General features: G+C 32.9%; 21 protein-coding genes. 15 read left to right on the forward strand and 6 right to left on the reverse strand.

Features of this window, described 5'->3' with window-relative positions; translation table 11 throughout:
- Positions 1–139: 139 nt before the first annotated feature.
- The 7 genes from X928_RS00995 (at position 140) to X928_RS01025 (ending at position 8,970) form a co-directional block, all read left to right on the forward strand.
- Positions 140–610 carry a hypothetical protein gene (locus X928_RS00995; protein ID WP_103078097.1) on the forward strand — a complete coding sequence of 157 codons (471 nt, stop codon included), beginning with the start codon at positions 140–142 and terminating at the stop codon, positions 608–610.
- Between the two features lie 234 nt (positions 611–844).
- Positions 845–2,032 carry an ROK family protein gene (locus tag X928_RS01000; protein WP_103078098.1) on the forward strand — a complete coding sequence of 396 codons (1,188 nt, stop codon included), beginning with the start codon at positions 845–847 and terminating at the stop codon, positions 2,030–2,032.
- Between the two features lie 12 nt (positions 2,033–2,044).
- Positions 2,045–3,292 (forward strand): extracellular solute-binding protein, encoded by a 1,248-nt coding sequence (locus tag X928_RS01005; RefSeq protein WP_103078099.1) that lies wholly within the window; start codon positions 2,045–2,047, stop codon positions 3,290–3,292.
- Between the two features lie 77 nt (positions 3,293–3,369).
- Positions 3,370–4,257, forward strand: a complete 888-nt coding sequence (locus X928_RS01010) for a carbohydrate ABC transporter permease (protein WP_103078100.1) — start codon at positions 3,370–3,372, stop codon at positions 4,255–4,257.
- Positions 4,258–4,268: 11 nt separating this feature from the next.
- A complete protein-coding gene (locus tag X928_RS01015) occupies positions 4,269–5,111 on the forward strand; it encodes a carbohydrate ABC transporter permease (RefSeq protein WP_103078101.1) in 843 nt (280 codons plus the stop codon).
- An 88-nt stretch (positions 5,112–5,199) separates the two neighbouring features.
- The gene (locus X928_RS01020) at positions 5,200–6,765 is read left to right on the forward strand and encodes a glycoside hydrolase family 66 protein (RefSeq protein ID WP_146026610.1); all 1,566 of its coding nucleotides are present in this window, start codon (positions 5,200–5,202) and stop codon (positions 6,763–6,765) included.
- A gap of 21 nt (positions 6,766–6,786) precedes the next feature.
- On the forward strand, positions 6,787–8,970 hold the full coding sequence (locus X928_RS01025) for a TIM-barrel domain-containing protein (RefSeq protein WP_103078103.1): 2,184 nt from the start codon (positions 6,787–6,789) through the stop codon (positions 8,968–8,970).
- A gap of 108 nt (positions 8,971–9,078) precedes the next feature.
- Here the strand turns inward: X928_RS01025 and X928_RS01030 are convergent, their stop codons facing one another.
- Positions 9,079–11,292: a YyaL domain-containing protein gene (locus tag X928_RS01030; protein WP_103078104.1), complete on the reverse strand. Its 2,214-nt coding sequence runs from the start codon at positions 11,290–11,292 to the stop codon at positions 9,079–9,081.
- A 95-nt stretch (positions 11,293–11,387) separates the two neighbouring features.
- Complete coding sequence (locus tag X928_RS01035) at positions 11,388–12,734, reverse strand: hypothetical protein (protein WP_103078105.1); 1,347 nt, start codon at positions 12,732–12,734, stop codon at positions 11,388–11,390.
- A 390-nt stretch (positions 12,735–13,124) separates the two neighbouring features.
- Here X928_RS01035 and X928_RS01040 point away from each other — a divergent pair, with 390 nt between their 5' ends.
- The 5 genes from X928_RS01040 (at position 13,125) to X928_RS01060 (ending at position 18,124) form a co-directional block, all read left to right on the forward strand.
- Positions 13,125–14,120, forward strand: coding sequence for a LacI family DNA-binding transcriptional regulator (locus tag X928_RS01040; protein ID WP_103078106.1), 996 nt, complete (start codon positions 13,125–13,127; stop codon positions 14,118–14,120).
- Between the two features lie 98 nt (positions 14,121–14,218).
- Complete coding sequence (locus X928_RS01045) at positions 14,219–15,472, forward strand: extracellular solute-binding protein (protein ID WP_103078107.1); 1,254 nt, start codon at positions 14,219–14,221, stop codon at positions 15,470–15,472.
- 15 nt (positions 15,473–15,487) lie between these two features.
- Positions 15,488–16,372 (forward strand): carbohydrate ABC transporter permease, encoded by an 885-nt coding sequence (locus X928_RS01050; protein ID WP_103078108.1) that lies wholly within the window; start codon positions 15,488–15,490, stop codon positions 16,370–16,372.
- Positions 16,369–17,199 (forward strand): carbohydrate ABC transporter permease, encoded by an 831-nt coding sequence (locus X928_RS01055; protein ID WP_103078109.1) that lies wholly within the window; start codon positions 16,369–16,371, stop codon positions 17,197–17,199. Before X928_RS01050 ends, X928_RS01055 begins: the two co-directional genes overlap by 4 nt.
- A gap of 40 nt (positions 17,200–17,239) precedes the next feature.
- Positions 17,240–18,124 (forward strand): glycoside hydrolase family 130 protein, encoded by an 885-nt coding sequence (locus X928_RS01060; protein WP_103078110.1) that lies wholly within the window; start codon positions 17,240–17,242, stop codon positions 18,122–18,124.
- A gap of 55 nt (positions 18,125–18,179) precedes the next feature.
- Here X928_RS01060 and X928_RS10310 read toward each other — a convergent pair whose 3' ends face one another.
- Positions 18,180–18,305, reverse strand: a complete 126-nt coding sequence (locus tag X928_RS10310; RefSeq protein WP_281255709.1) for a hypothetical protein — start codon at positions 18,303–18,305, stop codon at positions 18,180–18,182.
- A gap of 160 nt (positions 18,306–18,465) precedes the next feature.
- On the opposite strand from X928_RS10310, the gene X928_RS01065 reads away from it, so the two are divergent.
- Both X928_RS01065 and X928_RS01070 read left to right on the forward strand, forming a co-directional pair.
- A complete protein-coding gene (locus tag X928_RS01065) occupies positions 18,466–19,149 on the forward strand; it encodes a cytochrome c biogenesis CcdA family protein (protein WP_103078111.1) in 684 nt (227 codons plus the stop codon).
- A gap of 16 nt (positions 19,150–19,165) precedes the next feature.
- Positions 19,166–19,849: a thioredoxin family protein gene (locus tag X928_RS01070; protein WP_169926251.1), complete on the forward strand. Its 684-nt coding sequence runs from the start codon at positions 19,166–19,168 to the stop codon at positions 19,847–19,849.
- Between the two features lie 39 nt (positions 19,850–19,888).
- Here the strand turns inward: X928_RS01070 and X928_RS01075 are convergent, their stop codons facing one another.
- The gene (locus X928_RS01075) at positions 19,889–20,998 is read right to left on the reverse strand and encodes an alanyl-tRNA editing protein (protein WP_103078113.1); all 1,110 of its coding nucleotides are present in this window, start codon (positions 20,996–20,998) and stop codon (positions 19,889–19,891) included.
- 211 nt (positions 20,999–21,209) lie between these two features.
- On the opposite strand from X928_RS01075, the gene X928_RS01080 reads away from it, so the two are divergent.
- A complete protein-coding gene (locus tag X928_RS01080; RefSeq protein ID WP_146026611.1) occupies positions 21,210–23,600 on the forward strand; it encodes a WD40 repeat domain-containing protein in 2,391 nt (796 codons plus the stop codon).
- 53 nt (positions 23,601–23,653) lie between these two features.
- Here the strand turns inward: X928_RS01080 and secF are convergent, their stop codons facing one another.
- A complete protein-coding gene (gene secF / locus X928_RS01085) occupies positions 23,654–24,562 on the reverse strand; it encodes a protein translocase subunit SecF (RefSeq protein ID WP_103078115.1) in 909 nt (302 codons plus the stop codon).
- The gene (secD, locus tag X928_RS01090) at positions 24,562–25,980 is read right to left on the reverse strand and encodes a protein translocase subunit SecD (protein WP_103077639.1); all 1,419 of its coding nucleotides are present in this window, start codon (positions 25,978–25,980) and stop codon (positions 24,562–24,564) included. The genes secF and secD overlap by 1 nt, the downstream gene beginning before the upstream one ends.
- Positions 25,981–25,988: the final 8 nt, after the last annotated feature.

Genomic DNA, 25,988 nt, shown 5'->3' on the forward strand with positions numbered 1-25,988 from the left:
CACAATCAAATTATACTACAACATTTTTTGAATGTCAAATTAAATTCATTCAAGTGACGACACGGTTGATAAATGTTCAAAAAATACACTTGACTGGATAGGAAAAGCTGTTTTAAAAACTATCTACGATCTAGACAACATGAGTCAAGAAGTTTCGGTACAAGTAAAAGGCAAAATTATAAACAATCATTTCAAGTTAGTCGATGTTCAAAGCAAACTCATCACTAATTATGTAAATTACATGACGTATCTAAAACTAAAGCAACTTTCCAAATATGGGGATGTAGAAGAAGAATTAATTGAATTTTTTAAAGAAAAAATTGCCTTTGATTTGATCCCCTTACAAAAAAGAAAGGTAAGAAAAAATATTGGACCGATTTCCGATTCATGGTACAATATCGAAGATATAAAATGGATGAACCAAATTAGAGAAAAAATACCTAACTTTAGAGATTTCATGGATGTATTTTTGAACGTATTTGAACTAGGATTTTCAAAGGAAGAAGCTATTATAATAGCAAAAGCAGAGTTGGGAATTGAGGAAGATTTACAGGCAGAAGTTGAACATTATCTGCATAGATTAAAAGAAGAAAAATTAATAGAAATGTGAGATTTACACTATTATATTGTGGCACTCTATATGAGTGCCTCATTTTCTATTTTTAAGAAAGAGCTAGTTAAACGCTTTTAAATAGATCCAATCTCTCGTAATTGTTCATAATCTGCTGTAATCAAACTTGACTATCTTTGTAAATAGTTTTATGATTCAAATAAACTTACTTTCGATAGTAAAGAAAGTAAGACAATAAAATCATTTTAAAATTTATAGAAAAGAGGAGAAAAATTGGCTTTAGTAGGTAGCAGAGAATTAATTAGGGACATAAATGAGAAAACAATATTAAAGGAAATCTTTTTAGAAAAACAGATCGATAGAGCTTCACTGGCGAGAAAAACAAGTTTGAGTGGAGGAACTGTCACAAAGATTACCTCTGATTTACTAAAGAAGGGTTTAATCAGGGTAGTTGGAGAAAGCACTTCGACCGGAGGAAGAAAGCCCGTCCTCTTAAGTATTAATCCAAATTTCGGAAATATATTAGGTGTGAAGATAGGTTTGGGATATCTTCAACTGATAATCACAAATCTATCTGGAAAAATCTTATCTCAGCAACGAAAGGAGTTTGGAGAAGAGCTTGACCCACATAAAATTTCCTATCTTATTAAAGAATACGTGGAACAAAAAAACAAAAATCATTTAATTGGTGCTTCTGTAGCTGTTTCAGGTACAATCGATTCAATAAAAGGTGTTGTTCTAGATTCTTTCATTTTAAATTGGAAAAACGTTGAACTTGGGAAAATCTTAAAAAATATATTAAAGGTACCTATTTACATAATAAACGATGCTGATTCTTTCACTCTTGCTCACTTATGGAAAGGAAAATTAAAAAAACATAAACATGCCTTAGTTATGATTCTCGGGGTTGGAATAGGGGGTTCACTTATTGTGAATGGAAATCTTTACACTGGAAACGGCGGCGCCGGAGAAATTGGACACATGACTATAAAAGAGAATGGAAATAAATGTAGTTGCGGCAGCTATGGATGCTTAGAAGCAGAAGCTAGCTTTGAATCTTTGGTTAATAAGATCTACACAAAAAGTGAAAACACCCTTCTCAAAGAGTATTATAAAACGTTTAAAAATACAGAGTTATCAGAAATTGACTTTATCAGATTATCTTTAAAAGAAGATCCTCAAGTATCACACGAGGTTTTCAACGAATATTCTACATTAATAGGGACAGCTATAAAAAATTTAATCAATATTTTTACTCCTGAATACGTTTTGATAGGCGGAGAAGCCTTAGAGTTTTCAGATTATTTTTTAGATAACTCTGTAAACTATGCAAGAAAAAATGCCTTCGGAAATTTAGGTGAAAGGGTGATTTACGATGTTGATAACTTAGGACCAAAAGCATGGATGTTGGGGGGTGTGTATCAAGTAATTCAAGAGGAGATGTTTTATATCAAAGTATGAGGAGGAGGTATTATGAAAAAAGCATTGTTTCTGTTGGTTGTGGTACTTATTAGCACCTTCATGTTGGCTCAGGTTAAGGAAGTTATTTTTTGGCATAGTTATTCCACTACTTCTGGAGAGTATAAACTATTAACTGAAGAAATTATACCGGAATTTGAAAAAGAACACTCAAACATCAAAATTACAGAAGTTCAAGTTCCTTACGATGAAATGAGAAGAAGATTGATCGTAAGCACGGCAGCTGCACAATACCCTGACGTTATGAGGATGGATATTATCTGGGTCCCACAATTTGCTGATATTGGCGTCTTATTACCAGTCGATGAGGAATTTCCCGAAGATTTTCAACAAATTAAAGATGATTTTTTACCTGGACCACTGGCTACAAATTACTGGAATGGTCACTATTACGGAGTCCCTTTGGATACAAATACAAGGGTTTTGTTATGGAACCGCAAAATGTTTGAAGAAAGTGGATTAAGTGCGCCTCCAACAAATATGGAAGAATTTATCAAAGATATCAAAATTTTAACCAAAGATACCGATGGAGACGGACAGATTGACCAATGGGGTTTTGCTGATACTGGTTTCGGACCATGGAATAGCATGCCATGGATATACTCTTTTGGAGGTCAAATTCTTAATCCAACAAATTCGAAGGCTGAAGGATACGTGAATTCACCTGAAAGTGTTGAAGCTTTAAAAACATTTAAAGATTTATACAATCAGGGCTATATTGCACCTATCGGAGGGGGTGGAATTGGTGTATTAGAGGGATATGCTGAAGGTATTTATGCTATGACCTTTTCTGGCCCATGGGCTGAGAGTATTATAAAAGGTCAGTATCCCGATGCAGAAATTAATTATTCCCTCGTCCCTGCCGGTAAAGGGGGTTCTAAATCTGTAGTTGGGGGTGAAGATATAGTTATTTTCAACTCTACTAAATACAAAAATGAAGCATGGGAGTTTGTAAAATTCATGACTTCAAAGGAAGTTCAGCTAAAATTTGCAACTGTTGGTCAGATGCCTGTATTGAATGGATTACTTGATGAACCCGAAATTAAAGAACATCCATTCTTCCCAGTTTATCTAAAACAATTAGAAACAGCTGTTCCTCGCTCCCCTCATCCTGCTTGGAACGAAATCAACGATATTATGGATAGTGCCTGGCAAAATGCGGTTATAGGAGGAGTAAACCCACAGGATGCTTTAGATAACGCTGCTTATGAAATTGAAGAAATCCTGAAAGAATATAGATAATAATGGGAAAAAAATTCTAGGTGGAGGATATTCTCTTCCACCTAATATAATCCCTTGTATTAGAGGAGGAATAAAGAATGACTAGGGAAAAGAGAAGAAAATCGGTTGGCCTTCTTTTTGTTTTGCCTGGTTTGATCACTTATTTCGCGTGGACTTTGTACCCGATTATAAAAAGTTTTATTATGAGTTTATACGAATGGAATATTAATCCGAATATTTCTAATAAATTTATTGGGTTAGAAAATTATATCGAATTATTCCAAGATCCAAAATTTTATGTAGCTCTTAAGAATACTATTTTTTATACACTAATTACAGTTCCTGGACAAATGATTTTTGGCTTTTTGGTAGCTCTCCTTTTAAATAGAAAAATGAAAGGTCAAACTTTATTTCGGTTGCTGTACTATTTGCCTGTGGTAACTTCTTGGGTAATAGTCTCAATATTGTTTCAATATCTTTTTGCAGCAAGAGGAGGTTTAGTAAACTTTCTATTAAAAGACATGTTTCATATAATACAGAAGGATATTGCATGGCTATCCAACCCAAAAACAGCAATGATACCTATTTATACATTAGGCATATGGAAAGGCATAGGGTGGTCGATGCTTATTTTCTTAGCTGGACTTCAAGGAATACCTAAACAACTTTACGAAGCGGCTTCTTTAGACGGAGCTAACAGTTGGCAAACCACAACTAAAATTACTTTACCTTTAATGGTGCCCACAATTATGTTTGAACTTGTCATGCTTACCATTGGCGGATTTAATGTTTTTCTTTCGGTTTATGTTATGACTGGCGGGGGACCGATGGGATCAACGGAGGTCTTGTCTTCATATATGTTTAAAGAAGCCTTCGATTATTTCCATTTTGGTTACGGGTCGGCAATATCGGTAATTTTCTTCATTATTGTTTTTACCATAGCCCAAATCCAAAGGAAACTATTAGCTAAAAGAAGTTTCTATTAAGAGGTGAAAAAATGCAAAGAAAAAACTCAAAAAAAATAATTAATATAATTGTTTTTTGTATTTTAATTTTAGGAGCCATAATAATGACTTTCCCATTTTATTACATGTTTATAACTTCCTTAAAGGAAACAGGTTATATTTTCACCGTTCCACCACAATTAATCCCTAAGCCTGCTACATTCCAAAATTATATAACTGTCTGGAAAGAAGCAGATTTTGCCAGATACTTTATAAATAGCGTTACCATAACGCTTCCTGCAATTATTTTGAATGTTCTCTTATCCACTTTAACGGCATATGGATTTGCAAGGTATAATTTTCCGGGAAAAGAAACTTTTTTCTCCCTTCTAATCGCTACTTTAGCTGTACCCGGATTACTTCTCATAATTCCTCAATTCGACATTGTTAGTAAAATAAGATGGTTGATGGACAACAAAATTACACTTATTTTAACAGGAGGAATAGGAGGAATTGCGTTCAACGCCTTTTTCTTAAGGGGATTTTTTGAAGCTATGCCTGTTGAATACGAAGAAAGTGCAGAATTGGATGGAGCCAATGCCTGGCAGAGATTTATTTATATAGTTTTCCCACAAGCTCTCCCTTCTGTAGGAGCGTTAACTATAATGTCTTTTTTGGGAATATGGGATGACTATTTTTGGCCATCTTTGATATTAACTTCAAAGAACAATTGGACATTACCTATCGGTATAATGACTTTCAAAGGTCAATTTAGCGTTCAATGGAATGTTTTATTTGCAGGAACTATGATTTCTTTGGCCCCTGTACTAGTAGTTTATGTCCTATTTCAAAAGTATTTTATACAATCAGTTTCTGAAGGAGGTTTAAAACTTTGAAAGGAGAGACTTTTAATTGCAAAAGAAAATCATATTTTTAAACTTTTATATCTTACTTTTGTTCGTATCTATATTTGGAGGTGAAAGTATGGACATTTTGTTTGATAAATCATTTTATTATCCAAATGATTCTATAAATCTAAGGTTGTTGAATCTTCCTAACGAAACTAAAAAAATTAAAATTGTTATAACTAAAGATATTCAAACAATTAATGAATTAAGTATGAACATATCTAAAGTGGAAGAAATCATGCAAATATCTTTAAAAGCTCCTTCTAAAGTTGGAGGGTATGGATTAGACTTTTATGTAAATGATAATCTGATCTTAAGCAGGGGCCTTTCGATTTTAAATTCATGGACTGAGTCACCTCGCTATGGGTTTTTAACAGATTTTGGCGAAGGAAGATTTAACGCCGAAAAAACGATGGATTATTTAGCCCAATATCATATCAACTCTTTGCAATATTATGATTGGATGTATGACTATGGATATCTAGTTTCTAAAGAAAAAAATTACAAAGATGCCTGGAATAGAGAAAGAAATATATCAAATTCTGTTTTAAAAGATTTAATTAGAGAAGGACATGAAAAAAATATTTTTTCTATGGCTTATGTCCCTATTTACGGTGTAGAAAGAAATCTTGGCTTAGACCATCCCGAGTGGTTGTTATACGAAATAAAAGGTGAGAATTATGAACCGGTTGACTTTTATCAAAAAATTTTAATCACAAATACTTATCAAGATTCGGGTTGGACAAAATTTCTTATACAACAATGTAAAGAAACTTTAAATTTTGGATTTGATGGAATACATTTAGATCAATATGGATACCCTAAAGATAATGCATCTTTTTACTTAGAAAATAACGAATATAAACCTTACATAACATCTAAAGGTTTTAAGGAATTCATAAATGAATTGAAACAACAAACAGAAGCTCCGGTAATCTTTAATTATGTTAATAATTGGCCCAAGGAAATACAATCTCAAGCAGATGCGATTTATATAGAACCTTGGGAATCATGTAATACATATGAAGATATGTACAAAATGATCAAAGAAGCTAAGGAAAGAAGCAAAAAGGATGTCATAACTGCTGCCTACATCAATCCCTCTTTTGAAGAAAATATTATTTTGACTGATGCGGTTATTGCAATAAGTGGTGGAAGAAGATTAGAAATGGGAGAATATTTGTTAATACTCGGAGGGCCTTATTTCCCTGGCGACGCAGATATTGTAAGTCAAGATTTACTAAATAAACTCAGGAATTACTATGATTACCAAGTAAGATATGAAGAATTATTTGATATCTTAGAAAAAGAAGTAGAATTAAAAGGAAATAATTTATCTTTAAACCCAAAAAATGATTCTATATGGTACAATGTTAAGATGAACTCTAAGTATGTTTTCATTAATCTTGTCAATTTTGTAGGGACAAGCACAGACTTTTGGAGAATGAAAACAAAAAAACCCAATACAATCAATGATATAGAAATTTTTATCCCTTTAAACAATATTAAAAATGTATATTTTGCTTCAGCTGATAATCAGTTATTTTTTTCAAAAATAGATTTTTTAGAAAAAGAAAATGGGTTAATTGTAAAAGTCCCAATACTTGAATATTGGTCAACTATTCTGATAGAATTAGAATAAAAATTTGAGGAGGATTTATCTATGTTCGCAAAGACGCAGTTAACACAATACACTACTTTGTACAGAAGCGGCAAACCTTTTAAAACTGGGGCGGTGATAGTTGACTTAGAAAGCAAAGATTTTCAACAAAACGATACTATCCCATATTTTCAAGTTGAAGAAGAAGACAACAAAATAAATTTCATATACAAGATGTCAAAAGAAGATGTTGTATATGGATTAGGAGAAACTCTTGGGGCATTGAACAAAAGAGGTAAAATTTATAGATTCTACAACACGGATGATCCCGAACACACCCCTGACAAAATGTCTTTATACGGTTCTCATCCTTTTATGATCTTGGATGGGAAAAAAACTTTCGGATTGTTCATTGATTATCCTTCTGAAATAATATTTGACATAGGATTCACAGATAAAGATATTTTACAGATAACCCTCCCTTCAAAAGATTTTGATTTGTATATCTTTGATTCTGATGAAAAGCTATCCATAATAAAGGAATACTTTGATTTAACTGGGAAACCTTATATCCCTCCAAAATGGGCCTTTGGGTTTCAGCAATCAAAGTGGAGTTACTTCTCTGAAGAGGAAGTTAGAAATGTAGCAAAAAAATTCAGAGAAACTGGAATACCCTGTGATGTCATTTACACCGATATAGATTACATGGATAGTTACAAGGTTTTCACCATAAACAAAGAAAAATTTCCTAACTACGAAGGGATGGTAAAAGACCTAAAAGAAATGGGAATAAGAATTATACCGATTATAGACCCTGGAGTAAAAATAGAAAAGGATTATGAAATGTACGAAGAAGGTAAGGAAAAAGGCTTTTTCTGCGTGGATGAAAACGGTAATAACTTTGTTGCAGCTGTCTGGCCAGGGCCCACGCACTTTCCAAACTTTTTGAACTCAGAAGTTAGAAGATGGTGGGGTAAGAAGTATAAACTCTTTACAGATATGGGAATAAAAGGCTTTTGGAACGATATGAACGAACCTTCAATATTTTATACTCCTAAAGGTTTAGACAATCTTTTGGAAATGTTAAAATATTTAGAGGAAAATAAGGAAAATGCTGGTATAGAAGTTTTCTTGGCAAGAGAAACACTTTTGAACATAGCCAGTAACAGAGAAGATTATATAAGTTTTTACCACAAACTAGACAACGGTAGTTTAATAAATCACGATACGGTTCATAACTTATACGGATTCAACATGACAAAAGCAACTGCGGATGAGCTTAAAGAGTTATTACCGAATGAAAGATACTTGCTACTGTCAAGAAGCAGTTATCCTGGTCTTCACAGGATGGCTTCAATATGGATGGGAGATAATAAATCTTGGTGGGAACATATGCTTGTTAATATAAGAATGCTGCAATCTTTAAACATGATGGGATTTTTCTATACGGGAGCTGATGTTGGTGGCTTTGGAGCAGATTCATCTGCCGAATTAGTCATAAGATGGATGGAGTTAGGTGCGTTCACACCTTTTTATCGAAACCATACTGCACTAAATACAAGGCCTCAAGAACCTTGGCAGTTCGATGAAGAATCATTGAACATCATGAGGGATATAGTAAGGCTCAGATACGCTTTTCTACCGTATACTTACTCAGAATATATGAACTCCGTGAAAGAATCGGTTCCATTTGTAAAACCGTTATCTTTTGTATTTGAAGGGGATAGGGTGAAAGATATAGAAGATCAATACATGTACGGAGATTCTTTGATGGTGGCACCGGTTCACGAACAAAACAAAAAGGGAAGATATGTACACTTGCCGGAAGTGAATTGGTTAAATTGGACGGCTTCTAAATACGAAGAAAGAAATATGAAAGTTTATGAGCCAGGAGATTATTACATTGAGGCAGATTTAAACGAAATTCCTCTCTTCATAAAAGAAAATAACTTAATACTTCTTTCCGAACCTATGAATTATGTTGGTGAAAAAGAAATTACAGAACTAACAGTTATTGGTTTGGTAAGCGATCACGCTATTTACAATTATTATGATGACGATGGAACCACTTACAACTTTACAAAAGGTGAGTTTGGTAATTTAAAGATAGATATAACAAAAGTAGGTAATGATTTCAAAATAGATGTGAAAACATACGATCCAACAAATATCTTAAAAATAAAAAAGATCCATTTCGAAATATACGACATTGATGGAAGTGTCATCAAAAAAGATATGATCCTTTAGAAAAGACTTGGGATACTCCCAAGTCTTTTTTTGAATAAGAATCGATTATTCATTAATGAGTTTCATCTTTCTATTTTCAAAAAGTATAAGTGGGCTCTTAAATCGAATTCACTTTAAAGATATGGCGAAGATATGCATCGTTGGAATTTGAGGCAAAAAGATAGATTGCACAGGCGTAGATTTTAAAGGAATCTTCAACAAGTACATTTTCGGATTTATATTTTCTGTTATTCCTAAGCTATCGTATCTATAACCAAATTCCAAAAGAACAGTTTCACCATAAATTGGAGTCTGGCACCAATCGGAAAAGGCAATGTTCACTTCTTGAGTTGATCCATCTTGGTAAAGGATCATTACTTTACCTGTATAATTTCCATGGTCGCTCGCTCCTACAATGTACATGTAATCAGATATTTTTTCTATATCTTTTAGATTTATAACTTGAGAAGTTAGTATTAGGTTGTCTTTTCCATCAATTTTAAATTTAAAATAAACATCTTCCTTTTCATAAAAGAACACATTATTCGTTAAATATTTTATAAGCTCCTCTGATGGGTATTTTGCCCCTATTATTCCATCGTAATTATCAAAATTGCCGGATTTTCTGTCGGAAAAACTTACTATACCGTCGTTGTTAAATAGCTCTTCTATAGTCAATAAAAAGCTATTGTCAATAAAAACACCTTCAACTTGCGCGGTTTGAGTATATAAACTTTCTTCTGTTGTTGTTTCATAAGCTGTTTTTACAATTTTGCCCTTTGAGAATTCATAATAAAATTGGTCAAAGTCAAATATAAAAATGGGATCAATTGGTTTCAAAATAACTTGATCAATGTGAATAAAACCACTTTCAGGTTTTAAGTACAAAATAATTTGATTTTCCTCCATATTTAAGTTCCCAACGTACATGATGCCCTCATTTGGATCTAAGTTTTTATCTGTTGAATTATCTTCAGAAGAAGCTTTAACGTAGGTTTTAGAATCAAAAGACCCGGATATGTAAACTTCATATTCACCAGAATAAAAATTGTCAATTTTTTGTCTTATCCTTATGCTTTCCTCAGTTTTAATCCGGATATTATTGGTATTATCCAATTCAAAATAATAAATGCCCGTATCCATTTTTTCAGCTTCGAATATTAGCGTTTCTCGACCACTAACTATTTTAGACAAAGTTAATGGTTGAACCTTGGAAGGTAAGGTTTTTAATCTGACTAAACTTAGCAAAGCAGATATTGTCGACTCAGCACCAGCATTGCTGTTTATATATATTGAGTGTAAAGAATCATAACCTTCACCGTTTGGTCCGTACATAGGAGAAGATAAATGGTTGTTCCTTTCAAAAAACCCTCCAAACAATGCGGCCATGTAGGCATATTTTTCTTCAAGGGTAACGGAGTATAATTTCACCAAGGTAGAAATTATTGGTTCAACTGCATAAGCAATCTGAGGATACATTTTTATATACTTTCCTATTTCATAAACAGGACCTAGAGAAAGCAATACTGGATAGAATTCATCTGCTAGAAAGATTACTGAATCTAAATATTTAGTATTTCCTGTTACCTTGTACAGTTCAATCAAAGATTCCCCTTGTCTACTACCCCAACTATGCCATAATTGGTAATCCGTTCCTTCGTTGAACGCCCCCTTCATTAGTCCTTCTTTTATCTGTGTATTAAGAATTGAATCTCCAATTTTTATAGCCAATTCTTTTGCACTTTCATACCCCGTATATTTGTAATATTCAATAACCCCTAAAAGGAAAACGGAAGAAACATCCGAATTTTTATTTAAAAAATAATCCTCATCCAAGCTCTTTGATAAAAAACTATAAGCTAATTTGGCAGAATTGTCTAATTTCTTTTGGAAATCCTTATCCTCATCAAAGATTTCTAAGGCGTTTGAGATAGCCCAAAATCCTCTTGCCGCCCACCAATTTGCTGATTTTCTACTCGTTATCCCTTGCTTATTAATACTACCATCATCAAAAATAAAGTTATAGAAATCTCCATCAGAATCTTGAAGTGCCATCACAAAATCTAAAGCTTCTTTTGCTCTTTGAAGGTAAAATTCGTTGTGATAAAGTTTATAAAGTTCTGTGTACAAAACTGCAACCCTTGCTACATCATCTACACAAGTTACTCCTTCGCCTTTTGCCTCTGTGTGAACATATGTATCTCCGAATTTTTCAGCATATATCCAATAACCGATTTTTGTCTCGCCTTCTATTATAAACTCGTCCCTTAAAAATTCAAGATGATTAAGATTCATCTCTGGCACACTAAAAGAAATTACAGATAAAAAAAGAAAAGAAAACATGAAGAATTTCCTCCGATTCATAATTGTTCCTCCCTATAAACTTTGTGCTAACAAATATTTCTGCAGCATTTATAAATGCTGCAGAAATAAAAGGTTTACTGAATAATAAGTTTTAAGTTTTGTATCTCGTGTGTTCTTCCTTCAAGCAATTTTATAGCTTCTACAGTGTCCTTTGCGGAATAGATTGAGAAATATCTCGTATAAGTAACTTTGTCTCCGGCTTTGAATTTCATCATCCAATCAGCTTCATTAGTTCCTTCAAAGGTGCCTTTTGTAGCTTCATAATTATTCAATTCTCCTGGGATCCATCTAAAAATTCCATCTCTAAATTCTCTACTTTCGTAAAACCAAAAATCATTATAAACAAATTTTTTAAGGTCAGAATAAACAACGGCTGTCTCGGGTAATATTTCGGCAGCTATCAAACTATATTTCTCAGAAAAATTAGCCCTCCAATCTTCCATAGAAACAAAGGCATAGGTTGCTCCCCACCATAAAGGCTTCATTGAATCGATTGCTGGAAAAACAACATAAGCATTTCCATCAACTATTTTTACTGCATCTCTTTCCTTCCAATATTCATATGGAGTTACTCCTAATTGCTCTGACCAAATCATTCTTCTAAATATAGGAGTGATATGCAAAGAACTATCATCAACGGTTGTTAAAGGTGCTGTAGCCATAACTTGTAATTTCATTATGTCCACGTAATTGGAGAATGAAAATTCATTTTCCACTAACACATCACCAGTTTTAAAAATATGTGTGGTTAAATTTTGTGTGAGACCAGGAAGATCTTCATAGGAAAGTACAGCCTGAACAGTTACAGCGACAGGTCCTGGATCAAAAACTTTTAAATCCTTCACGGTTAATCCCATAGATGTTGTTTCAACGTGTTTGCCTAATTTCCCGTCTACATAGTATGTGCTACCTGACCAGCCTGCAATTCTTGCTGTCCCGAGTTCATTGTACAAGATTCCTTCAACATTTCCATATTTAGTAAAATTTGCTAATCCGTGGTTATTTACCTTGACCATAAAATTTTTGTTTATTACATTGTATTCCCCGTCTTTTTCCTCGATTGTGAAAGCTGGTTCGAATTGTAGTAAGTCTAAATCCCAATCATCCGAGACAACGATATTGGCTTCATTCTTAAATACAAATTGGAGAAAATCTGAAGAAGAAATTCTTCCGTTTTGATCTACATCCACAATCTGATAGGGAAGATCGTTCCCTTTCGAATCTTTTATTCTGATAGAATTCCAGTTCGCATCGAAATCATATCCAACAAAATCCAACAACTCAGAAAAACTCACCACAAATGGAACCTCAAGGTTTGTCATTTGCTCGGTAGAAACTTTTAACACCTTTTCCTCTGCAAAAAGGGTGAATGTAACAAGAAGAACCGTTACTAAAGTTACAAAGATCCTCGCTTTTTTCACTTTTGTTCCTCCTCCTTTCCTCTTTCATAAATATATTTATTGGGATACTCCAAACTAAACAGACTTTCTGTCTTATCTTTATGTAAACGCTTACAATCTCCTTAATAATTATAGCATCTAAAAAGAATCTATGCAAAGTCGATTATAACTGTTTAAATGTAATTAAAAGCAATTATAGACCTTTAGCAGTCAAAATCTCCTATTTTCTTATTTTTTGATTTTCTAAATACATTTCCTCAAACCCGATTTATTAGAAAAATGGAGATTTTTTCAAATAATTGAGAATAATTACCTTTAATTGGCCTTATTTGGTTATAACCAGGTTTGACTTTCTTTTAGGATGCTGTTATAATTTTTTTGTAAGCGCTTACAATATGGAGGTATTACTAAATGTCAAAGATAGATGATGTTGCAAAATTAGCTGGTGTATCGATAGCCTCAGTATCAAGAGTTTTGAATTCAAAAGACAATGTTTCAAAAAAAACTAAAGAAAAAGTTTTGCGAGCTATCGAAGAATTAGATTATAAACCTTCGAGAATCGCTCGAAATTTAGCCAACAAAAAAAGTTTTTATAACATTGGTTTAGTCATTAGTAAAAGGATAGACAAAATTCTCAAGGAGAATGATTCATTTGGTATAAGAGAGTTCTACACAACTGTTTTAGCAGGAATAGAAAGTTTAGCAAAAGAAAACAACATCCAAATAAAATTGGAAACCTTTGATAATGGAAACAGAAAATTACTGGAAGGTTTAGATGGCTTGCTTATAATGGGAGGAGACCGTCTACCTAAGTTAGTCGAAAATTCATATTTACCAAAGGTACTTGTAGATAATTACATTCCTGCTTTAAAAGTTGATTCCGTAATCTCAAACGGCTTTGATGGCGCCTATTATACAATAAAACAAATGATCTCACGAGGATATAAAAAGATTGTACATATTCACGGTCCACTTACATATTGGGGATTTAGAAATAGATTTGAAGGATACACGGCAGCGATGACTGAATTTGGATTGCTGCCTCAAACATTTGAGTGTGACGAAACTCCAGAAGGTATATTATATGCATTAAATTTATCTTTATCCAAAAAACCTGATGTAATTTTTGCTTCAAATGATGTTATAGCTTTAATAATTTTAAATTTTTTAAAAAAGAAAAAAATTCATGTCCCAAAAGATATTCAACTAATTGGATTTGACGATATTATCTCTTCTTCAGTTTCTGAACCTAAACTGTCAACGGTAAAAGTTTTCAAGTTTGAGATGGGGAATATCGCTTTAAATAGACTAATAGATTTGATCAATGAAAAGAATCCTCATCCAGCAATGATCTCGTTATTCACCACCTTTATCGAAAGGGATAGTACGATAAGAGCTAAGAATTAGGAATAGTGATCAAGCAATATAAGAAATAAAATGACTTATTTTAAAAAATTATAAATTATTATCGGGTAGTAACATAATTCAAAGGAGGTATGATCAGTATGAAAAAGTTAACAGTGGTTTTTATTGTGTTATTGTTGACGGTTTTTGCCTTTTCCCAGACAAAACTCGTTTTTTGGACCGCGCCTAATCCACAACAAGAAATGTTTTGGAAGGAAGTCGTTGCTGAATATGAAACTTTACATCCTGAAATCGATATCGAGTGGTCTACCATTCCTGCAGCAGGAAGCTCAGAAGAAGCTATTCTAACAGCTATAGCTTCGGGAAGAGCCCCGGATATTTCCACCAACATCTTTTCAGGATTTGCGGCACAGTTAGCGGATATAGGCCAATTAGTAGCTTTAAATGAATTGGAAGGTTTCGATGAACTTGTTGAAACACGAAAGATGGGAAGTATCATAGAAGGCTGGAAAATAAACGGTAATGCATATGTTATACCTATTTATTCAAACCCTGTTCTGATGTGGTGGAGAGATTCTTTATTGAAAGAAGCTGGCTTTGATAATCCCCCAAGAACGTACTCGGAGATCTACGAATTTTCTAAAAACTTTGTGGTACCGATGGAACGATATTCCATCCAAGTAATTGCAGGTAGAAATTGGTGGGATAGATGGTTTGACTTCATTACGTATTACTATGCAGGAGGTCAAGGAAAATCATATATAGATACTGAAAGAATGAAAGCAACATTCAACGACGAAGTTGGCCAAGAAGTAGCTCAGTTTATCAAAACAATGTTTGATAACCAATGGACTGCTGTAGACTTAGGTTCTGATCCATTTTATAACGGAGCAATTGCTGGAACATTGATGGGTCCTTGGAGCATCGCTTATGCCGAGAATCAGTATCCAGACGTCATTGATGATATTGTTATTACATCGCCACCAGTTCCTGACAATTATCCAAGTGATCAACCGATTTATACTTTTGCTGATGCAAAGGGGCTTGTAATTTTTAATACTACAAAAAACTTGGAAGAGGCTTGGGAATTTGTTAAATGGGTATTCTCGAGAGAAGATTTCGATTCGAAATGGTTAGAATACACCAAAATGCCACCAGCAAGAGAAGACTTGTTAACTAATGAAATATTTGCTGATTTTTGGGAGGCAAATCCTTTAGCGGCTGAATATGCCAAATATGTCCCCTATGCTGTTCCTCCTGCACCAATTACAACAACTGTTGACGTACAAGATATCATGACTGTTGAATTGATTGAACCTTTGATGCATGGCACCAAAGATGTTCAAAAAGCTTTGGATGATGCAATTAAGGCTATAAACAGAATCCTTTGGTAAGGGAAGGTTAAAACAATGAGTAAAAGAATAGGGTTAGCAAAAAAAGAAGCAAGGAAAGGCTTTGGTATTTCTTCAATATATTTAATTTATGCGGCAATATTTTGGGGTTATCCTTTTGTATGGTTGTTCATACTTCTTTTTTCTAAATGGAGGTTTGTCGGATCACCCCAATTCGTTGGCTTTCGCAATATTACAAGGGTCTTAACCGACCCTCTTTTTTGGAAAACAGTAACTAATGTTTTTCGTTTTATGATGTACTATATTCCTCTTGTGTTAATAGGAGCTTTACTCTTTGCCATTGCTTTGAACAAAATAAAGTTTGGCAAAACATTTGTAGCTCTTTCTTTTTTGGTAGCCAATGTTTCATCAGGAGTTGCTTATTCAATTATGTTTTCAAACCTTTTTTCTGTCAATGGACCAATAAATAAAGCCCTAAATAGTCTTTTTGGTATCACTATTCCTTGGTTTACAAGCCCACAATGGGCGATGTTTTCCATTGCATTGATTGTTATTTGGAAATTCATTGGCTATTATGGCTTGATACTGTATGCAGGGTTAACCGCTATACCAAAATCTTTATATGAAGCAGCAGAGTTAGATGGGGCAGGAAGTCTTACAAAGTTTTTTAGAATTACATTGCCACTATTAAATCCTTCTATAATAATGGTCTTGGTGTTGGCTATTACTTTGGCTTTTGGAATATTCACAGAACCCTATATGATAACCGGGGGTGGGCCAATGAGAAGTACTTTAACCCCGATGATGCATATGATTACTACAGCATTTCAAAGAATGGACCCAACTTACGCTGCAACTATGGCAGTGTTTGTAGCTATTATAAGCTTTGGAATGATTTGGGTAATAAGGAAAACTATGGAGAGAGAAGTTGATTTAGTATGACAAATAAAAAAATACAATCTGGAAATGTAATTCTTCATATAGTAATGTTTTTTTTATCTCTAATCTGGTTGTACCCTTATGCATGGCTATTCTTGGCATCGGTAAAACCCTCTGCTGAAATCTATACCAGATTCCTACCAACGAGGTTCACTTTAGAACATTTTAGATTTATATTAGAAAGCGCCGAAAGAATGAATAGACCGTTTATAAGGGCATTTTTTATAAGTTTATTTGTGTCTGTCACCGTCACAGTATGTGTTATAATAACATCTGCTATAATTTCTTTCGCCTTGTCAAAATATAGATTTAAGGCAAGAGATGGGATATTTAATTTTATTATTTTTCAAATGGTGTTCCCTGGATTCATGTTTACCATACCTTTATATATATTAATGAGAAATATGCATCTGTTGAATTCGTTGGCAGCTTTAATCGTTCCTTTTATTATGAGTGGTTGGGGCATTTTTATGATGACTCAAAGCTTTAGAGGGACACCAAACGACTACATCGAAGCTGCAAAAATGGACGGAGCCTCTGATATGTTTATTATTTTTCGAATTATGCTACCTTTAAATAATTCGGTTATAGCCATTGTTGGGCTATTCACTTTCATCGGAGTATGGGATAATTTTATGTGGCCACTCATTGTTATTCAGGACTATTATAAAATGCCTCTTTCTGTCTTGCTTGCAAGCTTTAATCACGAGTACGGTGCGTATATTGGACCAGTAATGGCAGGTTCGGTGATTCAAACTTTACCGATGGTGCTCATTTTCATAATATTTAGAAAGGCATTTTTGCAAGGAATTTCAATGTCTCTAAAATAATCACAATTAAAAAACTGTCGTTATAAGGAAGGGATATATATTGAATTTGAAGTTGAAAAGGCATTTGTCAAACCCATTGTTTGGACCTAATCCAATGCATTTGTGGGAGTCTAGGTTTGTTTTTAATCCTGCGGTAGTGTATGACGGGAAAGTTTTTCATATGTTGTACCGCGCCCAAGGAGAAGATATGGTTTCTCGGATTGGCTATGCAGTAAGTTTGGATGGTATACACTTTAATAGAATGGAAAAACCGGTATTTGAACCTTCAGATGTCTCAGAATTGTACGGCGTTGAAGATCCAAGAGTAACGTATATAAACGGAAAATATTATATGTGTTACACAGCTTATTCTCCGAGAAATATCAAAATATCTTTGGCTGCCACAGAGAATTTCTTTATGTGGGAAAGATACGGAACTATTTTACCAGAAAGTCCTAATAAAGATGCTGCCTTGTTCCCAGAAAAAGTTAATGGAAAATATATCTTAATTCATAGGTTGGAACCAGATATTTGGTTTGCATATTCTGATGATTTAATACATTGGGACAATTATGTAAAAATTGCTTCTCCAAGAAAAGATTATTGGGATAACTTAAAGATCGGAGCAGGCGGTCCACCTTTAAAAACCCCTTATGGGTGGTTGTTTTTGTATCATGGTGTTCAAGAAGACATCAGACCTATCTACAGGTTAGGTTTTATGCTCTTAGATTTAAAAGATCCAACAAAGGTCTTAAAAAGAACAGAAGAACCCATTTTAGAACCTCAGGAAAACTGGGAGATTTTCGGAGGAGTTCCAAACGTTGTATTCTCAGATGCATTGGTTGAATATGGTGATCAATACTACGTTTACTACGGTGGAGCTGATAACTACATAGCTTTAGCCACTATTTCAAAAAAAGAAGTTTTCGACTGGATAAAGAAGTGAACTTTTTTAGGCAGGAAGTGGTTAAATTAATTATCTACTTCCTGCCTAAAAAGTTTTATTGATACCTTTTTAAAAAGAGAAATTCCACATTTTTTAGCATCTTTTCTTTATTGATGTTTATATTATCTTTTATCTTTATTTTGTACAATATGTCCGAGAAAGCTTCTACTAGTTTTTCCATCTAATTATCTGTTGCTTTCCTTGAGTAAATAACGTTACTACTTCTTCAGGAAATCTTTATCTCCACCTTTGTTGCTAAAATTCCTTTTAATGTGATATAATTAAAATACCCTAGTAGGGTATCGTTAACTTTTAATAATTTTAGAAAAGGAGTTAACACTATGAATTCTCTTGCCATTACAAATTCTGTTAGTTTTTTAACAGCATTTTCTGGTGGGTTATTATCATTTTTCAGCCCTTGTGTTTTCCCTTTAATACCCGTTTTTTTCGCATTGGTGATCCCTGATATCTCAAACACTCGTTTGGTCATCAAAAGGAGTTTTGGCTTTTTTCTTGGTCTTTCTCTCTTTTTTGCCCTGTTAGGCAGTATTTCTGGTAGTATTGGTATGATGCTTGCAAGGTACCAAAGTGTTATCAACATAGTTGCTGGTGTTTTAATAATATTATTTGGATTTCTGTTTTTGATGAATAAAAGTTTGATTTCTGCAAAGAATATAGACCTAAGAAAATACAATAAAAATAATTCCTTTTTTTCCGCCTTTTTAATTGGGATTCTAATTTCTTTAGTATGGATCCCGTGTGCAAGTCCAATATTGGCTTCGATTCTTACCTTAGCAACGACTACTGGAGAAGCAATGAGAGGTGCTCTCTTACTTTTTATTTATTCTTTGGGTATTTCCATCCCGTTTCTATTTTTTAGTGGCATCGTCAGTAAAATATTATCTAAAGTAACCTTAGGAGAACCTAAATGGCAAAAATCCTTGAGAATTATTGGTGGTATTTTACTTATAGTAGTGGGTGCTATGGTTTCCTTTGGGATTTTTAACAATATAAGTGTATTATAAAATGGAGGTATACTTTATGAAAAAATTTTTCGTTGTAACGTTATTTATTCTATCAGTAATTACAATATTTTCTGTCCCTTTAGATGAATTTGTTTTTGAAAATTTCAATGAAGCTTTCGAAGTTGCCGAATTAACAAACAAAAAAGTTGTAGTTATGTTTTCATCACCTACTTGCCCAGCGTGTACTCAATTTAAAGAAACAACATTGTTGGATGAAGAGATTCAAAAATGGCTACGCACAGAATTTGTTTTTGTTGAAATCTTTCCTACCACTGAAAAAGCCACATTTCAAGGAGAAGAATATAATTATGGTCAGTTGTTTTATGCCTTTGGTGCCAGATATACACCAACCTTTGTATTCTTTGACGAACAGCAAAATCCCTTTGGAGCAATTACAGGTGGGTATCCAGCTGAGATATTTATAGATATCCTAAAATATGTCTCCTATGAAAAAAATGAAGAAATTAGTCTAGATAAATTTATAGAAGATGGATTAGGAAAAGACATCCACATTCTTCCAAAAACCGTTCATTTATCAAAAGATGAAATCGAAAGATTATTGGACTTGGACCCAAATTCCAAATTATACGAACCCGGCAAAAATTATGATCCATATACAAATATAGTTTTACTTCAAAACAATACAAACGAACAAAACATAGAAAATTTTTACGTGAAAATATTTGAATCTAAGAATTAGAAAGTTTATTTCTGAAAAATAAAATAGCCCATGATTGGGCTATTTTTCTAATATTTTGAGAATATCTTCGAATTTTATATCGCCGCTTATGTTACCTCTTACTTCGCTTCCACCGCCTTTGATATTGTTATTCATTTTTAATTTGTCTATAAGCTCTTTACAGTTAATATTGTTTGAGAAAATAGAAAAGGTTTTGTTCTTTTCATCTTCAATAATGAGTGTATAATCTTTTAAATCCACGTATTTGTGTAAGAAATCCGCTGTTTCGTCCTCTTTTTTATGGTAAACTACTTTATTTTTATTCACAACCACCGGTTTTTCGATTAAATCTTTTGCAAGATAATATGCATTTTTTTCTGCTAACTTTTTAATACTATTCTTATAATCTTTGTTCTCATTTAATAGAATTTCTATTTTGTTTTTTAAATCATACAACCCCGATGTCAAGATAGCAGAAATGTTTTTTAAAATTAAATCTTTTTGTGAATAATCCTTAATGGCTCTAAGACCTGCTAAGAAATACACCCTCGTTAAATTCCCTTTCACTCTTTCTGTATTTGTTATCTTTAAAAGGTTGATGTTACCTGTGTTTTTTACATGGAAACCACCACAAGCAGATATATCAAAATCATCGATTTTTATCAGCCTCACTTCACCATTTACTTTATCACTTAGAGGTTTTCTTAAATTGTATTTCTGAACTCCTTCTTTATCCGTAAATATTTCTTCCACTTTTATGCACTTAGAAATTATATCGTTTGAAAGTTCTTCGGCTTTATTTAATACTTCTTCCCCGATATTCTGTCCATTCAAATCTATAGTAGAATATTCTTCACCCATCTTGAAACTAACGGTTTTTAATGAAGCTATTCTTTCAAAAGCAGCTGATAATATATGTTGTGCAGTATGTTGCTGAGCTATATCGCATCTTCTTCTTTCATCTATTTCATATAAATACTCACCAGGGTTTAAATATTTGTTTAAGACCACACCTTTTTCTGTGGTGCTTAAAACTTCAGCAGAATCAATTTTACCCCTATCTCCAAGTTGCCCTCCTTTTCCATCAGGATAAAAAGGATTATTCTCTATGGTAGCGAAATAGTTATCATCTTGTTTTATTACATTAACTATTTTTACTTTTTCACTCAAATTTAAAGCCTCCTTTTGCTCTTAGCCTAAAACTTTATATATAGCGCCCCATAAGGAAGAGAAAAAGATTTCGCCCCGCTCCCAACCCAGCTATTTCAGCGCTGTTTAATTTCTAAAGCCTTTAATTTTTATACTGGCATTCTTTTTAAGGCCATTTTATTATATAATAGAAAATAGAGAATCAAAAATCTATGAGAGAGAGTTGAGTGCTTTGAGAAAATCCTTCTTAATTTTTTTCTTGACTATTTTCAGTATAAACATCTTCTCCAATTTAATAGTAAATAATTTTGAACATTCGGAGATTATTGATTTTTTTGTAAATGAAAATACCGGCGAAATTTCTACAATTGTGGAGAATAATTACCTTAAAACTTATGATTTGAAAGAAAAGCGCATTACCCATTATTACTCAACTTCTTCTATACCAACGCATGTGGAATGGATCCTCGACAATAAATATACTATAATCGCCGAAAGTGATGGAACAATAGAAGTTTTTAACAACGATACCTCTCTTCTTAACTACAAAATTAACGTAACCGACGAATCTATTTCCTCTTTATCCAGTTTTAGAGATAAAATAATATTTACTTCCTTAGATAAAACGGTCTACGTATACAATATTACCAAAAGAAAGGTCGAATTTCAACGGAGATTTTCCACGATCCCAACGGTTGCAGAATTTTACGACGAACGTACAATATTGGTAGCAGACCATTCAGGTAAGATTTTTTTGATAGATTATTTAAACAATAAAGAAATAAAAGCCATCGAAATTGATAATTATTCAATAATTAAACTATCGATTGTAAATAACAATGTTTTTGCTTTTTCCATGAACGGAAATATTTATGTATTGGATAAAGACTTGAAGATAATAAATTCTTTTTCATTAGGTTTAACAATTAGAGAGGTCTCTTTTTCACCATTAAATGAAAATTTTACTGTTTTAACTATGAATAATCAGATTATCCTTTTTGATTCTTCAACTTTAAAAATACTCGAAGAACTAAAGCCTGATAATTTTAATATAAAAGCTATTGAATGGAGTAATGAAAAAAACGATATTCTTTATTTAAACGATGGAGTTAACATATACTCTTTAAATATCTATTCAAAATCAATTGAAAAATTACTGGAATTAAAAAAACCCGATGTTATAAAAATTATAAGAAATAATAATCATATTTATTACTTAACTTCCGACAGTGAAATAGGTGTATTTAATATTGATTCAGGAATAATTGAAAATCATTTTTCTTTTTCTGAAGAAATAGTTGATTTTGAAATAACAAAAAATGGATATTTGATACTTTCAGAAAATTCTGGATACCTATCGCTTTACAATTCTGAAGGTACGTTAATAGAAAATAAGAAGATAAGTGATTTTAAATTAACCACTTTGGAGATTTCTCCTTCGGAAAAGTTTTTAATTGCAGGGGGATGGGAGAATAATGTTTATGTACTTACGCTACCAGATTTGAGTGTTTATAAGGTAGTTGAAAATCTTCATAACAATTGGATAAAAGATATTTCTATTAATTACAACGAAACTAAAATAGCAGTGGCAAGCTTAGATAAAAAAGTAAGTATATCAGATTTTCCAAAATTTAAAAATACAATTTACATCGAAGAATTCCCATATATTATTTGGTCACTAGATTGGGCTAATAATTCAAATTTTCTTTCTATGGGAGGATTTGAAGGGATTTTACGATTATGGGATGGAAGATTTAATCAATTATATAAAAGATTTGAGATTATTACAGCTTCAATAAAGGCAATTGAATGGAGCCACGATGATAATTACATAGCCACAGGAACAACTGATGGAAATGTGTACATTTGGAATAGTAAAAACGGAAACTTAGAATCGACTATAAATGTTTCCAACGGAGAAATTGTTGATTTAACTTGGAGTAATGATGAAAGGTATTTGTATGCCTTGAGTAAAGGAAACTTATTAAGCCTTATAGATCTTCAGCAAAATAATATACCTTTGCAAAGTATTATTTTTGAAAAAGGATATTCTGTTTCCTATAGAAAAAATGGGGAGTATACCACTAATATCCCTGAACAAGTAGAAAACAAATTTTTCTATAAAAATAATCCTATAAGCCTTTTCGAAGCCGTAACATTCGAAAGGAAAGAATCTATAAACATTCCTATCTTAGAGGGTCCTGTTATAAACGTACCTTCAGAATTTTTGATTTCAGATAAAAACAACTCTTTGCTTCTTAGTGCTTTTGATAACAATCTTATTACAAAAGTTGAAATATTAGGTCAAACTTTTTTAGTTAACAGCCAATCTTACTATCTATCATTGGAGATAAATCCTGAAAAGCTTACATCAAATGTGCTTGAAATATCGGCTTATGACGACGATGGAAATAAATCCACAAAGTATGTTCATTTGAAGTTTGAGAATATCTATCTGCAAGTATTCACTAATCAAGCAGAAATCACAAACGAGCAAGGAGAAATAATAGCTATTGCAAGTCGTGGAGACATCCTAAAATTAAAAGGAGTTTTAGGAGATACTTATAAAGTAGAATATATTGACAAAGAGGGATATATTAAAAAAGCATTTGTTACGCTTTAAAACATGCCCTCAAATGAGGGCATGTTTTTCTTAAATTTATTATTCTAATTTAATTAAGCTTTTTGTGTTTTTTTACGCCTTTTTACCATACCAATAACAACTGGACTTGCGATATACAAAGAAGAATAAGTTCCAATTATGACTCCCACAGTTAATCCAAATGCGAATGAAGCTATTGATCTACCTCCCAAAAGGAACATCATAAAAGCAACTATGAATGTTGTCAAGGAAGTGTTTAATGATCTTACAATAACTTCGTTAATGCTTTTATTGGTAACTCCCTCTATATCCATCCCACGATTTTTAGTTCTATTTTCCCTTATTCTATCGTAAACAACAATAGTATCGTTTAAAGAATAACCCGCTAAAGTAAGAAATGCTGCTACAGCAGTTAAATTCATTTCTATACCAAACAGGGAATAAAAACCTAAGGTGATTACAACGTCATGAGCTAAAGATAGAATTGCCCCCACACCGTAGGAAAACTGAAACCTAATGGTTATATATACTAACAAAACTATCAAAGCAGTAATTACAGCATACCAAGCATACGATCGAATCTCCCTAGCTGCATAGCCTGAAACATCGTTGAATTGTTCAATATTTAAACTAGAATCAGAAAAAGATTCTTCTAAACTATTTATAAACATTTGTTTTTCTTCCAGGGTAGGAAAGGAATCACTTACTGTAATTATATAAAAGAATCGATCCGAAGTTCCTCCGCCTGGGTTAGTTTGAATTATCTTAGCGGTGGTATAATCTGGATCTATAGTTTGCAAAGTGTTTCTCAATTCATCTATTGAATAACTTTTATCAAAGGATACGATTATTTCACTACCGCCAGAAAAATCAATGCCAAAATTGAACCCTTTTACAAAAATCACTATTACAGAAAAGAGTATCAACGCAAGAGATAAATAGATGAAAAAATTTCTTTTTCCCACAAAATCTATATTTGGCATTATTTACTCCCCCCTTTTTCCACAACAATTCCCTTCACATACTTTTCAGGTTTCAAAAAGTGTGAAGTACTTTCTAATAGCAACCTACTTACAACAAGGTTGGTGAACATCGCACCTAAAACACCTATTATGAGTGTAACTGCGAAACCTCTAATACTTCCACTTGTTAAAAAGAATAAAACTAAACCAGCTAAAATAGTTGTTATATTGGCATCAAAAATAGTTGAAAAAACTTTATTAAATCCAAACTTTACAGCGGTTAAAGGGGGCCTACCTATTCTAAGTTCCTCTTTTATTCTTTCGTATATAATAATGTTTCCGTCAACTGTAGTGCCAAAAGTTAAGATTATACCAGCAATACCTGGTAGAGTTAATATTGCTCCTGTCCAACTTAAAATTCCCAGTAACAAAAGTGTATTATATATTAGCGCAATATCAGCAATTATCCCCATCCATCTATAAACAATAATCATGTAAATCATTACTATTAAAAGCCCAATGATTCCAGCGTTTATAATTGTGGTCACAATATCTCTTCCCAAAGTAGGGCCGAGGGTTCTTTCTTGAAATTTAACCAAATCTACTGGTAAATTCCCTGACTTTATCAGCACAGCAATGTTTTGCGCTTCTTCCATACTTTCTATTCCGCTGATTTCGGCTCTTCCCTGCGATATCCTTTCTCTAACAACAGGTGCAATTATTACTTCATCATCTAAAATGATCGCAATTCTTTGATTTACTAAATTTGCAGTCGCTAATTCAAATTTTTGTCTTCCTTCATTATTGAAATTCAAATTAACAACGAATCCTGCCCCTTGACTATTAAGAGAAGCAACGGCATCACTGACATCTAAACCGGTAATCTGAAATGGAGCATCTCCAAATTCGAAAACATTTTTCACCCTATACCAAAGGTTAGGGTTATTACTATCTCTAACGTAACTATACATTTCTATTTCTTCACCATTTATTTCTATAGTCCTATTTCTCGTAATTTGTGGGGGTGTTTCAGATTCCACAACTTCCAATACTTCTGCAAAGTAAAGCTTTCCTTTACTACCTATGAGTTCTTCAGCTCTCTGAGTATCTGATATACCAGGAATCTCAACACGAACTCTGCTTTCTCCACCGGAAACAACTTCGGAAACTATTGCTTCTGTGTAACCAGCATTGTCCAATCTTCTCCTTAGAACTGTAATTACGTTACCTACAACCTCAGAAGTATCTACTCCTTCAGGTACATCTAAACTATACTCTAAAAGCACTCCCCCCTGAATATCCAGACCTAAATTTATATTTGGGAAAAACCGGAGTATGCTTATATCATTCACATTATCTGATAAAGGTAAAATTAAGCCTAAGAATGCAAAAACAAAAACTACTATAGTAAAGAATATTCGTATCCTTCGATTTCTCAACTATTTCA

It is taken from the genome of Petrotoga miotherma DSM 10691, assembly GCF_002895605.1.
GTDB classification, from domain to species: Bacteria; Thermotogota; Thermotogae; order Petrotogales; family Petrotogaceae; genus Petrotoga; species Petrotoga miotherma.

Coding starts and splice junctions, on each gene's coding strand:
- X928_RS00995 (WP_103078097.1), top strand. CDS start 140: ATGAGTCAAGAAGTTTCGGTACAAGTAAAAGGCAAAATTATAAACAAT.
- X928_RS01005 (WP_103078099.1), top strand. CDS start 2,045: ATGAAAAAAGCATTGTTTCTGTTGGTTGTGGTACTTATTAGCACCTTC.
- X928_RS01010 (WP_103078100.1), top strand. CDS start 3,370: ATGACTAGGGAAAAGAGAAGAAAATCGGTTGGCCTTCTTTTTGTTTTG.
- X928_RS01015 (WP_103078101.1), top strand. CDS start 4,269: ATGCAAAGAAAAAACTCAAAAAAAATAATTAATATAATTGTTTTTTGT.
- X928_RS01020 (WP_146026610.1), top strand. CDS start 5,200: ATGGACATTTTGTTTGATAAATCATTTTATTATCCAAATGATTCTATA.
- X928_RS01025 (WP_103078103.1), top strand. CDS start 6,787: ATGTTCGCAAAGACGCAGTTAACACAATACACTACTTTGTACAGAAGC.
- X928_RS01030 (WP_103078104.1), bottom strand. CDS start 11,292: ATGTTTTCTTTTCTTTTTTTATCTGTAATTTCTTTTAGTGTGCCAGAG.
- X928_RS01040 (WP_103078106.1), top strand. CDS start 13,125: ATGTCAAAGATAGATGATGTTGCAAAATTAGCTGGTGTATCGATAGCC.
- X928_RS01045 (WP_103078107.1), top strand. CDS start 14,219: ATGAAAAAGTTAACAGTGGTTTTTATTGTGTTATTGTTGACGGTTTTT.
- X928_RS01050 (WP_103078108.1), top strand. CDS start 15,488: ATGAGTAAAAGAATAGGGTTAGCAAAAAAAGAAGCAAGGAAAGGCTTT.
- X928_RS01055 (WP_103078109.1), top strand. CDS start 16,369: ATGACAAATAAAAAAATACAATCTGGAAATGTAATTCTTCATATAGTA.
- X928_RS10310 (WP_281255709.1), bottom strand. CDS start 18,305: ATGGAAAAACTAGTAGAAGCTTTCTCGGACATATTGTACAAAATAAAG.
- X928_RS01065 (WP_103078111.1), top strand. CDS start 18,466: ATGAATTCTCTTGCCATTACAAATTCTGTTAGTTTTTTAACAGCATTT.
- X928_RS01070 (WP_169926251.1), top strand. CDS start 19,166: ATGAAAAAATTTTTCGTTGTAACGTTATTTATTCTATCAGTAATTACA.
- secF (WP_103078115.1), bottom strand. CDS start 24,562: ATGCCAAATATAGATTTTGTGGGAAAAAGAAATTTTTTCATCTATTTA.